Origin of the sequence: Nocardia kruczakiae NBRC 101016 (genome assembly GCF_001612965.1) — a bacterium.
GTDB lineage: Bacteria > Actinomycetota > Actinomycetes > Mycobacteriales > Mycobacteriaceae > Nocardia > Nocardia kruczakiae.
Window position 1 is genome coordinate 1 of sequence record NZ_BDBL01000046.1, and the last position, 15069, is coordinate 15069.

Below are 15069 nucleotides of genomic sequence, written 5' to 3' on the forward strand. Positions count from 1 at the left end.
TGCCATGGCCCGGGCCGCCACCGCCGCGGCGTGCGGGAATTCGGGGATCATCCTGTCGCAGGTGCTGCGCGGGCTGGCCGAAGCGGCCGATCGCGACGACCTCACCGCGGCCACACTGCGCACCGCGTTGCGCCGGGCGGCGGTCCTGGTCCGGGAATCGCTGAGCGAACCGGTCGAGGGCACCATGCTCACCGTGCTGGAAGCGGCCGCGGACCGCGCGGAGGACTGTGCGGAACAGACGGTCGCCGCGGTGGCCGTCGCCGCCGCCGACGGGGCGGTGAAGGCGCTGGGGGAGACACCGTCACAACTGGTCGTGCTGCGCGCGGCCGGTGTGGTCGATGCCGGGGCGCGCGGGCTGCTGGTACTGCTGGACGCCCTGGTGGAAGTGTGCACCGGGAGCGCACCCGCGCGTCCGGTCTACCGGGTGACGGCGTCGGATGCCGCGCGGTCGGCCGCTGGCACGGTACGTCGCGGTTCCCTGGCGGCGGATTCGCCGGACGTGCGGGTGAACGCTACTGCGGTGCATGCGAATTCGTCGTCGGAACGGCCGGAGAATGCCCCGTTGGACGGGATAGCGGGCGACGGCCCGGGTACGAGTCGCGCTGTAGCGCCGGGGAACTCCGATTACGCGCACATCGTCAGTGCGCGGTCGGTTTCGACAGATACCGCGCTGCCGGTGATTTCGCCGCAGCGCGCGTCCGGCACGGAGGCCGTGCGGCGCGCCGGGAAGGAGTCCGGTCGGCGCGATCGGGCGAGGGTTCCCCAGTACGAGGTCATGTACCGCATCGTCGAGACCGATCCGGCGCGCATCGACCGGTTGCGTGATGGCCTTGCCGCGCTGGGGGATTCGGTGGTCGTGGTGGGCGACGGCGAGGGCAGCTGGTCGGCGCACGTGCATTGCGCCGACGCCGGCGCCGCAGTGGAGGCGGGTCTGGCCGCCGGCGCTCTGAGCAACATCCGGATCGAGGGTCTGTTCGGCACTTCCGTTGCCGCGCAAGGACAGTCCGATCGAGGCATTCTCGCGATCGCCACCGGCGCGGGGGCGGTGCGGTTGTTCGAGGACTCCGGTGCGGTCGTGCTCACCGGCGCGGTGACCGCCGATCGACTGCTCGCCGCCATTCGCGCGATGCCGCAGCGGGAAGTGCTGGTGCTGCCCAACGGGGCGTTGCCGGCGCCGGAGCTGGTGGCGATCGGCATGGCCGCCCGGGACGGGTGGCGTGAGGTGATGATGCTGCCCAGCGGCTCCATGGTGCAGGGGCTGGCCGCGCTCGCCCTGCACGACAGCGGCAGCCTGGCCGTCGACGACGCGCTGACGATGTCGCAGTCTGCCGCCAGTACCCGGTGGGGCGCGGTCCGCGTCGCCGCCGAACGCGCGCTGACCATCGTCGGCACGTGCGAGCAGGGCGATGGACTCGGCCTGGTGGGCCACGATGTGGTCGTCATCGATCCGGACCTGCGCCGAGCCGCCCGGACGCTGCTCGATCGCATGCTCGGCCTGGGCGGGGAACTGGTGACGCTGCTGCTCGGCGCGCAGGCGCCCGCCGGGTTGGCGGACGAGCTCACCGCACACATCACCACGGAATTTCCCGGCGTGGAGGTCGTCACCTACGACGGCGGTCAGGCCGTGGATCTGGTCCAGATCGGGGTGGAGTAGATGGCGACACTGAGCGACCGGCTCGATCACGTGCTGGGGGTGAAGGCGGCCGAACCGCTGGCCGACGCCTTCGATATGCATATCGTCGAGGATCTGTTGCGGCACTATCCGCTGCGTTATGCCACCCAGGGCCAGCCGCTCACCGAGGAGGCACCCGAGGAGGGCGCCCACATCACGGTGGTGGGCCGGGTGAGCAAGACCGAATTGCGACCGATGCGCCAGCGTCGCGGCAAGCTGCTCAAGGTGGAACTCGACACCGGCTCCGCGAAACCGGTGGAGATCACCTTCTTCAACGGCGACAAGGTGAATTACCTTGTCAAACAGGGTGTTCGGGCCATGATGTCGGGCACTGTGCACTGGTGGCGCCCGGACCGCTGGAATCTGTCGCATCCGTCGTATCTGATCCTGCCCGAAACCGCCGAATCGGTGGACAGCCTCACCTCCGTGCGCGGCGGCGGCGCCCTCCGCGGTCTGGCGGAGAGTGCGAAAGGCGCTGGGGGAGTCGACATCTCGTTCTTCGAACGGGAATACATCCCGGTGTATCCGGCGACGGCGAAGGTGCAGAGCTGGGACATCCTGGCGTGTGTGCGGCAGGTGCTCGACCAGCTCGACCCGATCGACGATCCGCTGCCGCCGGACCTCCGCGAAGACCACGAACTGCTTCCCGTCTCGGATGCGCTGCGGCTGATCCACCTGCCCGAACGCAAATCCGATATCGACCAGGCCCGGCAGCGGCTGCGCTTCGACGAGGCCCTGGCGTTGCAGCTGGTTCTGGCTCAGCGCCGTCACGACGCCGCCGGGCGCACCGCGCGGCCGTGCGCGCCGCGCTCCGACGGGATCGCCGCCGAATTCGAACAGCGCCTGCCGTTCGAGCTGACCGCCGGCCAGAACAAGGTGATCGCCGAGATCTCCGGAGATTTGTCGCGTCCGCACCCGATGCACCGGCTGCTGCAGGGTGAGGTCGGTTCCGGTAAAACCATCGTCGCCCTGCACGCGATGCTGCAGGTGGTCGACTCCGGACTGCAGTGTGCGCTGCTGGCGCCGACGGAAGTCCTTGCCGCCCAGCACTATCGGTCGCTGCGGTCCATGCTCGGCGATCTCGGCGCGGCGGGCGAACTGGGCGCCGCCGACCATGCCACCAAGGTGGTGCTGCTGACCGGTTCGATGTCGGCGAGTGCGAAGAAGGCGGCACTGCTGGACGTGGTGACCGGGACGGCCGGCATCGTGATCGGCACGCACGCGCTGATCCAGGACGCGGTCGAATTCTTCGATCTGGGCATGGTGATCGTCGACGAACAGCACCGCTTCGGGGTGGAGCAGCGAGACGCGTTGCGCGCCAAGGCGAAAGCGGGCATCACCCCGCATCTGCTGGTGATGACCGCGACGCCGATTCCACGCACCATCGCGATGACCACCCTCGGCGATCTGGAAACCTCCACCCTGACCGAACTGCCCCGCGGCCGCTCACCCATCACCACCCGGGTGGTGCCGGCTCGGATGAAACCGGCATGGGTCGAGCGTGCCTGGGAGCGGATCCGGGAGGAAGTGTCGGCGGGCCGGCAGGCCTACGTGGTGTGCTCGCGCATCGGCGACGAGGAGGACGACGGCGCACCGAAGAAGGGCACCAAAACGAAAGGGCGCAAGCAGGCCGCCGACGACACGGGCGAGGCGCCGACCACCCACGCCGCCCTCGACGTCTTCGAGACGCTGCGCACAGGTCCGCTCGCGGAGCTGCGTCTCGGCCTGTTGCACGGCCGACTGCCGACCGACGACAAGGATCGCGTCATGCGCTCGTTCAACGACGGCGATATCGATGTGCTGGTCTGCACCACGGTCGTCGAGGTCGGCGTCGACGTGCCCAACGCGACCGTCATGGTCATCGTGGATGCCGACCGGTTCGGCGTCAGCCAGCTGCATCAGCTGCGCGGCCGGGTGGGCCGCGGCAAGCATCCCGGACTGTGCCTGCTCATCACCGAAACCTCGCCGATGGGTACGGCCATGGCACGGCTGGAGGCGGTGGCCGGCACGCTGGACGGTTTCGAACTGTCGGTGCTCGATCTGCGGCAGCGCCGGGAGGGCGATGTGCTGGGTTCGGCGCAGTCGGGTACCGCGCGCAGCCTGAAACTGCTCTCCTTGCTCGACGATCTCGACGTCATCACCACCGCCCAAGTGCTCGCACGGGAGGTCGTCGACGCCGATCCGGGGCTGACCGACCATCCGGGATTGGCGAATATGATGCATGCCGCCGTCGACTCCGAGCGGCTGGAATATCTGGCGAAGTCCTGATCAGCGGATCGCGGGCGGATACGGCAAATCGACGCTGGAATTCTCGGTGACCGCCAGCGGGCGGCCGATCTGCGGGAACGCGCGCTGCGGGCAGGCGGGCCGCTCGCACACCTTGCAGCCGGCGCCGATGGGCACCGCGGCGGCCGGCTCGTCGAGTTGCAGGCCTTGCGAATACACCAGCCGATCGGCGTATTCGATATCGCAGCCCAGACCGACCGCGAATTCCTTGGTGGCGGTGCCGAATCCGTGCGGACTGGGATAGGTCGTGCGCGCGATCCACAGATAGCGGCGGCCGTCCGGCATGGCCGCGACCTGCGTGAGGATCCGCCCGGGATGTGAGAACGCCTCGTGCACCACCCACAGCGGGCAGCTGCCACCCACCCGGGAGAAGTGAAATGCGGTGGCGGACTGACGTTTCGAGATATTGCCCGCGCGGTCGGTGCGGACGAAGAAGAACGGCACTCCGCGCTGTCCCTGCCGCTGCAGGGTGCTCAGCCGGTGGCAGACCGTCTCGAAGCCGACCTCGAAACGCAGCGAGAGCAGGTCGATGTCGTAGGACAGTTCCTCGGCCGACCGCAGGAACTTCCCGTACGGCAGTACCACCGCGCCCGCGAAATAGTTGGCCAGGCCGACCCGGGCCAGGGCCCGCGATTCACCGACCAGCGATGGGGTGGCGTCGAGGACCTCGTCGAGCAGATCGCCGTGCAGCAGGAAGGCGAGGGTGGTGGCGATCTGGAATGCCCGCTGACCGGGGCGCAGCCGGCGCGCGAGGATGAGGGTGCGGGTCTCGGGGTCGTAGCGCCGTTTCGGAACGGCGGGATCGGCGCCGTCGCCGCGGACCAGAACGGTGACCCCGGCTCGCTCCTCGGCCACACGGGCCAGTTGGCGATCGATCGATCCGATGGTCAGACCGCATTCGTCGAACAGTCGTTCGGCGGCCAGATCCAGCTGGGGGATGTGGTTGTGGTGGTCGTAGAAGAAGTCGCGCACATCCTCGTAGGGCATCGGGACGCCGGGCGCCCCGGCGGGAGCGGCGACCTTCGACGACAACAGATCGAGCTGATCGGTGGTGGCGCGCAGACGGCGATGCATCGCGACGATCGTCTTGGCGACCTCCGGCAGCCGGGTGGCGAGATCTTCGACCTCCGCGGCCGGCGGGGCGGTACCGCCGGCCGCCTCCACCAGCACTTCGTGCAGGTCCGACACCAGACGTGCGTCGGAGTCGGCGGCGAAGAATTGCACATCCAGATCGAAGGTCGAATTGAGTTTCAGGAGAACGGGAATCGTCAGGGGTCGCTGGTCACGTTCGAGCTGATTGAGATAGCTGGGCGAAAGCTCCAACGACTTGGCCAGGGCGGCCTGGGTCATCCGTCGTTCTTCGCGCAACCGCCGTAACCGGGCACCCGCATACATCTTGCGCACGCCGCAGATGCTACCTTCACATCTTCGCAATCATTGCAATTTCGCTACTCGGCGCGTACAAAAATCTGCTGTTGCAAGGAGTTTTGATCAACTTCGGTCATGCGTAGCGTGCGAAGTATGCGGCCGGATCCGGTGGGTGCACGATAGCGGAAGTGCTGCTCGGAGGTGGTGAACCACCGGGTGGAAAAGGTTGCCGGAAAGGCTGCTGGCGCCCGCCGGAGCCCACATTTCCGGCAGCCTGTCCGGCCGGCGACCCGCGTCCGGGCGAGTCGCCGACCGTGCGGCATCAGCGCACCAGGGCGGCCGCCTCGACCATATTGCGCAGCGACGCCTCCACCTCGGCGCGGCCGCGGGTCTTGAGCCCGCAGTCCGGATTCACCCACAACCGCTCCGCCGGAACGGCTTTCATCGCTTCGCGCAGCGAGTTCTCGATCTCGCTCACACTCGGCACCCGCGGTGAGTGGATGTCGTAGACGCCGGGCCCGATGCCGAGCGCGTATCCGGCGGTGGTGAGATCGTCGAGGATCTCCATATGCGAGCGCGCCGCCTCCACCGACGTGACATCGGCATCCAGGGCCGCGATGGCGCCGATGATCTCGCCGAATTCGGAGTAGCACAGATGGGTGTGGATCTGGGTGTCCTCGCGAACCCCGGCGGTGGCCAGGCGGAACGCGCCCACGGCCCAGTCCAGGTACTGCTGCTGATCAGCGCGGCGCAGCGGCAGCAGCTCCCGCAGCGCGGGTTCGTCGACCTGCACGATCCGGATGCCGGCGGCCTCCAGATCCACCGTCTCGTCGCGAATGGCCAGCGCCACCTGCCGCGCGGTGTCGGCGAGCGGCTGATCGTCGCGCACGAACGACCAGGCCAGAATCGTGACCGGGCCGGTCAGCATCCCCTTGACCGGCTTGCCGGTCAGCGACTGGGCGTAGGTGATCCACTCGACCGTCATCGGCGCGGTGCGCACGACGTCGCCGTAGAGGATCGGCGGGCGCACGCAGCGGGTGCCGTAGGACTGCACCCAGCCGTTGTCGGTGGCGGCGAATCCGTCGAGCTGTTCGGCGAAGTACTGAACCATGTCGTTGCGCTCGGGTTCGCCGTGCACGAGCACGTCGAGCCCTAGATTCTCCTGTAGCGCAATCACATCCGCGATCTCGGCGCGCATCCGCTCGCGATACTGCGCGTCGTCGATCGTGCCGGCGCGCAGGTCCGCGCGGGCGGTGCGGATCGCGGTGGTCTGCGGATAGGAGCCGATCGTGGTCGTGGGCAGCAGCGGCAGGCGCAGCTGCGCGCGCTGCAGCTCGCGGCGGCGCTGCGCCGGCGCCCGCCGCGCCTGATCCTCACCGAGACCGGCGAGACGGGCCCGCACCGCCTCGTTGTGCAGACGCGGATCGGAGCGGCGGCTCTCGATCGCGGCGCGGGATGCGGCGAGCTCCGCGGCCACCGCGTCGGTACCCGCACCGACCGCGCGCGCCAGGACCCGCACCTCGTCGATCTTCTCGGCGCCGAAAGCCAGCCACGCCCGCAGCACCGGATCCAGGCCGGGCTCCGCGTCCAGCGAATACGGAACATGCAGCAGTGAACTCGAGGTCGACACCGCCAGCGCGCCGACCGAACCCAGCAGGGTAGCCAGCTCACTCAGCGCCGCTTCCAGGTCCGTGCGCCAGATGTTGCGGCCGTCCACCACGCCGGCCACCACCAGTTTGTCCGCCAGGGCGGGCGCCGCGGCGACCTCGGAAACGGTTGTGCCGGAACGGAAGTCGAGTGCCACACCCTCGACCGGCGTGGCGGCCAGCGCGCCCAGCGCCGGACCCGGGGAGCCGAAGTAGGTGGCCACCAGGATGTTCGGCCGCCGGTCCCCGTCGCTCAACGCGGCGTAGGTGGTGCGGACGGCGCCGAGTTCCGCCTCGGAGAGGTCGCGCACCAGGGCGGGTTCGTCGATCTGGACCCAGGCGGCGCCCGCGTCGGCCAGCCGGGCCAGCAGGTCCCGGTACAGCGGGATCAGCTCGGCCAGCCGATCCCTCGGCGCGACGCCGTCGACACCCTTGGACAGGGCCAGGAAGGTCAGCGGGCCGATCACCACCGGCCGGGCGGCGATGCCCAGCTCACGCGCCTCGCGCAGCTCGCCGAGCAGTGCCGACGGATCGAGCGCGAACCAGGTGTCCGGGCCGATTTCCGGCACCAGATAGTGGTAGTTGGTGTCGAACCATTTCGTCATCTCCAGCGGTTCGATGCCCTCGGCGCCGCGCGCGGCGGCGAAATAGCGGTCCAGCGGATCGTCGATGCCGGCGACTCGTGCTGGCAGCGCGCCCAACATGACCGCGGTATCGAGCATCTGGTCGTAGAACGAGAAGGTGCCCACCGGTACCGCGTCGAGGCCGGCGTCGCGCGCCGCGGTCCAGCCCTGGGCGCGCAGCTGCCGGGCGACGGCCTGCAATTCGGCGGCGTCGATCCGTCCGGCCCAATACTTTTCGACGGCGCGTTTGAGTTCGCGCCGCGGCCCGATGCGTGGCAGGCCCAGAACCGTTGCGGTGAAACGAGTATGCGTTGTGACAGTCACGGTGTTCTCCAGAAGTGGAAGCCACAGGTCACCGCCGCACGGCGGACGAAGCCCCGAAAAACACTGCCGCACCGGGGGTTCCGGTGTGCCACGGGTCCGCCCGCCCGATCCACGAGGCGGTGGCCGCCGGATACGGCGTATCCGGCACAACCGGCAGGTCTTCGGACTCACAGGCATCGGTCGTGCGGACCGGTCCGGAGATGGGGCCCCGGATGTCGCCTACTGGCCGTCGCTTCCCGGAAAGGATCCAGTGCTCATGACGGCGGTCGTTCCTGTTCACCGCTGCGGGACAGTCCCGGATTCCCACCGGGTTCCCTCTCGCCGGCCCGCGAGGACCGGTTTCGACGCTGCGCGCGACGCTCGGGGCTCCAACTCGTCGACGGCAGCGAACCAGCTGCGTTCCCGAGCGTAATCCACCGCGAGCGGCAGGGGAAACACCGCCCGCCCGGCCGCATATGTTTCCGCTGGAAGAACACAACTTCGCAGACTCGCCGATCCGGTTTGTGAGGATGGCTGCGAAGCCGTATTCACTGTCCGGCCCCGCTCACCGGGCAGGTACCTTTATCGAATGTTCTCCAAAGTGCTGGTCGCCAACCGCGGGGAAATCGCCATCCGTGCCTTCCGTGCCGCCTACGAACTCGGCATCGGCACCGTGGCGGTTTTCCCCTACGAAGATCGCAACTCGGTGCATCGCCTCAAGGCCGACGAGTCGTATCAAATCGGTGTCCCCGGGCATCCCGTGCGCGCCTACCTCTCGATTCCGGAGATCATCAGCGCCGCCAAGTCCGCCGGCGCCGACGCGGTCTACCCCGGCTACGGCTTCCTGTCGGAGAATCCGGACCTCGCCGCGGCGTGCGCGGAGGAGGGCATCACCTTCATCGGTCCCTCGGCCGAGGTGCTCGAACTGACCGGTAACAAGGCGCGCGCCATCGCTGCGGCGAAGGCCGCCGGGCTTCCGGTGCTGAACTCCAGCGCGCCCTCGGCCGATGTCGAGGAGCTGCTGCGCGCCGCGGAGCAGATGGAGTTCCCCGTGTTCGTGAAGGCGGTCGCCGGTGGTGGTGGCCGGGGTATGCGCCGGGTGGCGGACCGGGTGCAGCTGCGCGAGGCGATCGAGGCGGCCATGCGCGAGGCAGAGTCGGCGTTCGGGGACGCGACGGTGTTCCTCGAGCAGGCGGTGATCAACCCGCGTCATATCGAGGTGCAGATCCTGGCCGATCAGCACGGCAACGTCATGCATCTGTTCGAGCGCGACTGTTCGCTGCAGCGGCGGCACCAGAAGGTGATCGAGCTCGCGCCCGCGCCGAATCTGGATCCCGCACTGCGGATGCGCATTTGCGCGGACGCGGTGGCCTTCGCGCGGCAGATCGGGTACTCGTGCGCCGGCACCGTGGAGTTCCTGCTCGACGAGCGCGGCCGGCATGTGTTCATCGAGATGAACCCGCGCATCCAGGTCGAGCACACGGTGACCGAGGAGATCACCGACGTCGACCTCGTGCAGTCGCAGCTGCGCATCGCGGCCGGCGAGTCGCTGGCGGATCTGGGACTGAGCCAGGACAGCGTGTCGATTCACGGTGCCGCGCTGCAGTGCCGGATCACGACCGAGGATCCGGCCAACGGTTTCCGTCCCGACACCGGACGCATCACCGCCTACCGCTCGCCCGGCGGCGGTGGTATCCGCCTCGACGGCGGTGCGAACCTGGGCGCCGAGGTCGGCGCGCACTTCGACTCCATGCTGGTGAAGCTGACCTGCCGCGGCCGCGACTTCGGTGCGGCGGTGGCGCGGGCCCGGCGCGCGGTGGCGGAGTTCCGCATCCGCGGCGTGGCCACGAACATCCCGTTCCTGCAGGCGGTGCTCGACGATCCGGACTTCCGGGCCGGGCGGATCACCACCTCGTTCATCGATGAGCGCCCGGAGCTGCTGACCCAGCGCGGGTCGGCCGACCGCGGCACCCGCATCCTGCGCTATCTGGCCGACGTGACGGTGAACAAGCCCCACGGTGACCGGCCGACGGCGGTATATCCGCACGACAAGCTGCCGGCGATCGATCTGAGTGCGCCGCCGCCGGACGGTACCCGTCAGCGACTGCTCGAGCTGGGTCCCGAGGGTTTCGCGCGCTGGCTGCGCGAGCGCGACGCCGTCGGCGTCACCGACACCACGTTCCGCGACGCCCATCAGTCGCTGCTCGCGACCCGGGTCCGGACGCGTGGACTGCTGACGGTGGCCGGACACGTGGCCCGCATGACGCCGGAACTGCTGTCGGTCGAGTGCTGGGGTGGCGCGACCTACGATGTGGCGCTGCGGTTCCTGTACGAGGATCCGTGGGAGCGGCTGGCCGCGCTGCGGGAGGCGATTCCGAACATCTGCCTGCAGATGCTGCTGCGCGGGCGCAACACCGTCGGCTACACGCCGTATCCGGAGCAGGTGACGCGGGCGTTCGTGCGGGAGGCCACCGATACCGGCATCGACATCTTCCGGATCTTCGACGCACTCAACAATGTGGATCAGATGCGGCCGGCGATCGATGCGGTGCGCGAGACCGGGACCGCGCTGGCCGAGGTCGCGATGTCCTATACCGGCGATCTGTCGAATCCGAACGAGAACCTCTACACCCTCGACTACTACCTGAAGCTCGCCGAGCAGATCGTGGAGGCCGGCGCGCACGTGCTGGCGATCAAGGACATGGCCGGACTGCTGCGGGCGCCGGCCGCGCACACGCTGGTGACGGCGCTGCGCAGCAACTTCGATCTGCCGGTGCACGTACACACCCACGACACTCCGGGTGGTCAGTTGGCCACCTATCTGGCGGCCTGGCAGGCCGGCGCCGACGCCGTGGACGGGGCGAGCGCCCCGATGGCCGGCACCACCAGCCAGCCCGCACTGTCGGCGATCGTCGCCGCGGCCGCGCATTCGCCCTACGACACCGGGCTGAACCTCGACGCCGTCTGCGATCTCGAGCCGTACTGGGAGGCGTTGCGCAAGGTGTACGCGCCCTTCGAATCCGGATTGCCGGGGCCGACGGGCCGGGTGTACCACCACGAGATTCCGGGCGGGCAGCTGTCGAATCTGCGGCAGCAGGCCATCGCACTCGGGCTGGGCGACCGGTTCGAGGAGGTCGAGGCGAAATACGCGGCCGCCGACCGGCTGCTGGGCCGCCTGGTCAAGGTCACCCCGTCCTCGAAGGTCGTCGGTGATCTCGCCCTGTCCCTGGTCGGATCCGGTGTGGACGTGGAGGATTTCGCCACCGACCCGGCGCGCTACGACATCCCGGACTCGGTCATCGGTTTCCTGCGCGGCGAACTCGGCACCCCGGCCGGTGGCTGGCCCGAACCCTTCCGCAGCCGCGCTCTCGAGGGCCGCGGCCCGGCGAAGCCGGAAGTGCCGTTGACCGCGGAAGACGCCGCGGCGCTGGACGGTTCGTCGCAGCAGCGGCGAGAGACGTTGAACCGGTTGCTGTTTCCCGCTCCGACTGCGGAATTCCTGGCGCACCGGGAGAAATACGGCGATACCACCGGCCTGTCGGCGAATCAGTTCTTCTACGGTCTGCGCCACGGCGAGGAACACCGCGTCGAACTGGAGAAGGGCGTCACCCTGCTGATCGGTCTGGAGGCGATCTCCGAACCGGACGAGCGGGGTATGCGCACGGTCATGTGCATCCTCAACGGGCAGCTGCGTCCGGTACAGGTGCGCGACCGCTCGATCGCCAGCGAGGTCCCGGTGGCGGAGAAGGCCGACAAGAACAACGCCGGCCACATCGCCGCCCCCTTCGCCGGTGTCGTCACGCTGACCGTCGGCGAAGGTGACACGGTCGCCGCCGGTGACACGGTCGGCACGATCGAGGCCATGAAGATGGAAGCCGCCATCACCGCACCCCGCGCCGGTGTCGTCGCCCGCGTGGCCATCGGCACGGTGCAGCAGGTGGAAGGTGGCGATCTGCTGGTGGAACTGCGCATGAACGAGACCGCGGCCGAATGAGGTTGCCGGTCAGCCAGGTTCGGGCGCGTAGCGAGAGGCGGCCGTGATCGGTCACGGACCGGCTCGCGCGGACCGTATGCCGGTGGACCGGTCGACCCCGCGCCCTGGGCGTGCCGTGGCGGAGGGATTGCGGTGACCCGGATCGTCGCGGGCACGGCTGGTGGTCGGCGGCTGCGGGTTCCGCCCGCGGGCACCAGGCCCACCTCGGACCGGGTGCGGGAAGCGCTGTTCAACGCGCTTTCCGCGCGCCTGGATTTCGACGGCATCCGGGTGCTCGACCTCTATGCCGGTTCCGGGGCCCTCGGTCTGGAGGCGCTGTCGCGCGGGGCGACCCGTGCGCTGCTGGTCGAATCGGATCGCAAAGCGGCTGCGGTGATTCGCGGAAATATCGCGGATCTCGATGTGCCCGGCGCCGAATTACGCATGGGCACAGTCGCTTCCGTGCTGGCGACAGCACCGGCAGAGCCGTACGACCTGGTGCTGTCCGACCCGCCCTACGCCGTGGACGATGCCGCTGTCGAGGCCGACCTGCGGGCACTGGCGGCCAACGGGTGGCTGTACGAGGATGCGCTGATCGTCGTCGAGCGGTCGGCGCGATCGCCCGAAACCGCTTGGCCCGCAGGTTATTCAGTGTTGAAGTCGCGCCGATACGGCGAAACCCGCGTCGACCTGGCGGAATACCACGGGTAATCTCCGGCCGGATGCTCGCTCGGCGGTCGTGCCGTCGGGAAAGCCTGCCGCGGCGGTGGCTTCCGCCGCCGCGGCGACAACTCAGCCGCGGCGTTCGGCGATGCGAGCCAGCAGGCGTTTGTGAACCTCCGGCGGCAACATGCCGGTGACGTCGCCGCCGAAGGTCGCGACCTCCTTGACCAGGGAACTGGACAGGAAGCTCAGCGCCGGGTTGGTGGCCAGGAAGTAGGTGTCCACGCCCGAGAGGTGCTTGTTCATCTGCGCCATCTGCATCTCGTACCCGAGATCGGTGGCATCGCGCAGACCCTTGACCATGGCGGTGATGCCCTGTTCGCGAGCGAAATCGACCAGCAGCCCGTACCAGGATTCGATCCGCACGTTCGGCAGATCGGCGGTCGCCTCGCGCAACATCTCGATCCGCTCGTCGACGCTGAACATGCCCTGCTTGCTCTTGTTGATCATCACGGTCACGACCACCTCGTCGAACTGCGCGGCCGCGCGCGAGATGACGTCGATATGCCCGTTGGTCACCGGATCGAAGGACCCGGGGCACAGTGCTCCAGCCATGCAGCGACGCTAACAGGTCGGGGCGGGCCGAGCCGATCGTGGTCGTCACAGCGCACGCAACCGCAGCGGCGTCGCGGGCGGAAGGGGAGCGGGGCGGATGTCACCGCGGGGCCGTTGCTCGCGCGCCCGGCTCAGCGCGGCGTGCACGCGCTCCGCGGCGACTCCGGTGCTCAACTCGCGCCAGCTGGTACGGATCGACCGAAATCCGTAGCGGCGCAACACCACATCCGGTGCTGGGAGGGACGGGCAGCCGTGTATCCGGGCTCTTCTCGTCCGGTGTCCGTCGACCTCGAGCACCACTCCGGTCCGGCCCAGATACAGATCCGCCGTCCCCAGCACCCTCCCGTCGTCGGCATGGATCACTCCGCCCGCGGCCGCCGGCGGGAATCCGAGCTGCCGCAGCAGCACCCGGACCCGGGAGTGGTCGACTCCGGCGCTGCGCGGATCGAGGAAACCGATCACGTGCCGGGCAGCGTCGACACCGCGCCGGCCACGAGCGCGGGCCAGTTCGCGCGCCAATGCCGCTGCGCTGATGCCGAATTCGCGGGCGAGGGCGTCGCCGACGACGACCGCGGATTCGAACGGAAGCGTGCGCGCCAGATCGACGACGGTGCGGGCCGGACCGGTGACCAGCAGCCCGTCCCGTTCGGCGACGACGGGGACCGGTGCGCAGTGCACCGTCACATTCGGCTTGATGCGCCCGCCGTGGCGTCGATTGCGCGTCACGTGCACCCGGTCCAGCAGCGCCGGGGACATCGGCGCACCCAGCAGCACGGCCGCCGATTGATGGCTCACCACGGCGTCGGCCGCCATCTCCGGCAGCAGCGCCGCCACCGCCAGCCGGTGCCGCGCCACGGCGTCCAGTTCGGCGAGTGCCGAGGCCTCCGCGTACGCCCCGCGCCGCACCCGCCGCCAGCGTCCGATCGCACACCGTCGCCGGATCTCGTCGTCGCTGACCCCGACCGACACCACGTCACGCCGCCGATGCAGCCCACCCGCACGGCCCGGCCACCCTGGGCCGCACAGGATTTCGGCACACCCGCTGTCGTGGGTCATTGCGGGTCCTGGTGCGGGCGGGTGCGGCGCGGGCGGGGCAGGAGCGGACACGGGATCGGTACCCGAGGGCGCGGGGACGCGGCCGAGCGCAGACCTGCGCGCCAGAGAGTGGATCTTGCCGGGCAGTGATTCCCCGAACGGTGGTGCATTGCCGAACCTCCCACGATGAGAACTCGCAACGACGTTTGCTGAGTTAGGACGTGGGGTATAGAGGCTCGGTTCCTTGCTCAAATGACCAGGTTGCAGCCGCACCCCGTGCATGAGCACGACGGGCGATCAGAAGACCCAGAGCCGCAGGGTGAGGAAGCGCAGCGCACCGACTCCGGCGGTGATGCCGATGACGGCGATCGCCTCGGTGACGTCGTCGAGCCCGGGTGCCGCGATATCGAGGACCGCCAGCGCCCCCGAGGTGATGGCGAGTCCGGCCAGCGCCAGTCCACCGCCCTCGAGTTGGGCGGCGAGCCAGCCGACCCGGTCGGCGGCGTGGAAGGTGAGGCGGCGGTGCAGTTCGTTGGCGAGTGCCGTGCTGACGATGGATCCGGTCAGGTTGGCGAGCTGCGGCCCGCCGCTGTAGCAGGCCAGAAACAGCAGGAAGTAGCCGATATTGCTGAAACCGCCGACCAATGCGAAGCGGACGAGTTGCGGCAGCCAGTGGTCGCCGCGCAGATAGTTGGCGAAGCGCGAGGCGAGGCGGCGGAGGCGAGGCGGGGACTGCTGCGGTTCCGGCGTCTCGGCCAGCAGTTCGCTGTGCACGATGGATACACCCGGATCGGGCTGTGGGTTCACCCACATACCCGGAGGTGCCGGATAAAGGACAACCATTGTCGTTCCGATCGCACAGTGCCGGACGCCGTTGGCGACGGG

The 15069-nt window shown here is 69.2% G+C and carries 9 protein-coding genes and 1 riboswitch; of the genes, 4 read left to right on the forward strand and 5 right to left on the reverse strand.

Annotation, left to right across the window (positions count from 1 at the left end; genetic code table 11):
- Together NK1_RS27425 and recG are read left to right on the forward strand one after the other, a co-directional pair.
- A partial coding sequence (locus NK1_RS27425; protein ID WP_063013323.1) for a DAK2 domain-containing protein occupies positions 1-1654 on the forward strand: 1654 nt, incomplete at its 5' end.
- On the forward strand, positions 1655-3940 hold the full coding sequence (gene recG / locus NK1_RS27430) for an ATP-dependent DNA helicase RecG (protein ID WP_063013325.1): 2286 nt from the start codon (positions 1655-1657) through the stop codon (positions 3938-3940). It abuts the gene before it with no gap.
- Here the strand turns inward: recG and NK1_RS27435 are convergent, their stop codons facing one another.
- Together NK1_RS27435 and metE are read right to left on the reverse strand one after the other, a co-directional pair.
- The gene (locus tag NK1_RS27435) at positions 3941-5353 is read right to left on the reverse strand and encodes a short-chain fatty acyl-CoA regulator family protein (protein ID WP_063013390.1); all 1413 of its coding nucleotides are present in this window, start codon (positions 5351-5353) and stop codon (positions 3941-3943) included.
- A 295-nt stretch (positions 5354-5648) separates the two neighbouring features.
- Complete coding sequence (gene metE, locus NK1_RS27440; RefSeq protein WP_245660859.1) at positions 5649-7919, reverse strand: 5-methyltetrahydropteroyltriglutamate--homocysteine S-methyltransferase; 2271 nt, start codon at positions 7917-7919, stop codon at positions 5649-5651.
- A 135-nt stretch (positions 7920-8054) separates the two neighbouring features.
- A riboswitch (cobalamin riboswitch) is annotated at positions 8055-8274 on the reverse strand.
- Between the two features lie 213 nt (positions 8275-8487).
- Here metE and NK1_RS27445 point away from each other — a divergent pair.
- Together NK1_RS27445 and rsmD are read left to right on the forward strand one after the other, a co-directional pair.
- Entirely contained in the window at positions 8488-11892 is a 3405-nt protein-coding gene (locus tag NK1_RS27445; protein ID WP_063013327.1) for a pyruvate carboxylase, read from the forward strand.
- A gap of 132 nt (positions 11893-12024) precedes the next feature.
- The gene (rsmD, locus tag NK1_RS27450) at positions 12025-12582 is read left to right on the forward strand and encodes a 16S rRNA (guanine(966)-N(2))-methyltransferase RsmD (RefSeq protein WP_063013329.1); all 558 of its coding nucleotides are present in this window, start codon (positions 12025-12027) and stop codon (positions 12580-12582) included.
- Between the two features lie 81 nt (positions 12583-12663).
- Here rsmD and coaD read toward each other — a convergent pair whose 3' ends face one another.
- The 3 genes from coaD to NK1_RS27465 all read right to left on the reverse strand — a co-directional run bounded on the left by coaD (position 12664) and on the right by NK1_RS27465 (position 14991).
- Positions 12664-13149 carry a pantetheine-phosphate adenylyltransferase gene (gene coaD / locus NK1_RS27455; RefSeq protein ID WP_036503754.1) on the reverse strand — a complete coding sequence of 162 codons (486 nt, stop codon included), beginning with the start codon at positions 13147-13149 and terminating at the stop codon, positions 12664-12666.
- A 45-nt stretch (positions 13150-13194) separates the two neighbouring features.
- Positions 13195-14205 (reverse strand): hypothetical protein, encoded by a 1011-nt coding sequence (locus NK1_RS27460; RefSeq protein ID WP_245660861.1) that lies wholly within the window; start codon positions 14203-14205, stop codon positions 13195-13197.
- Between the two features lie 276 nt (positions 14206-14481).
- Positions 14482-14991: a GtrA family protein gene (locus tag NK1_RS27465; protein WP_245660863.1), complete on the reverse strand. Its 510-nt coding sequence runs from the start codon at positions 14989-14991 to the stop codon at positions 14482-14484.
- Between the last annotated feature and the right edge of the window lie 78 nt (positions 14992-15069).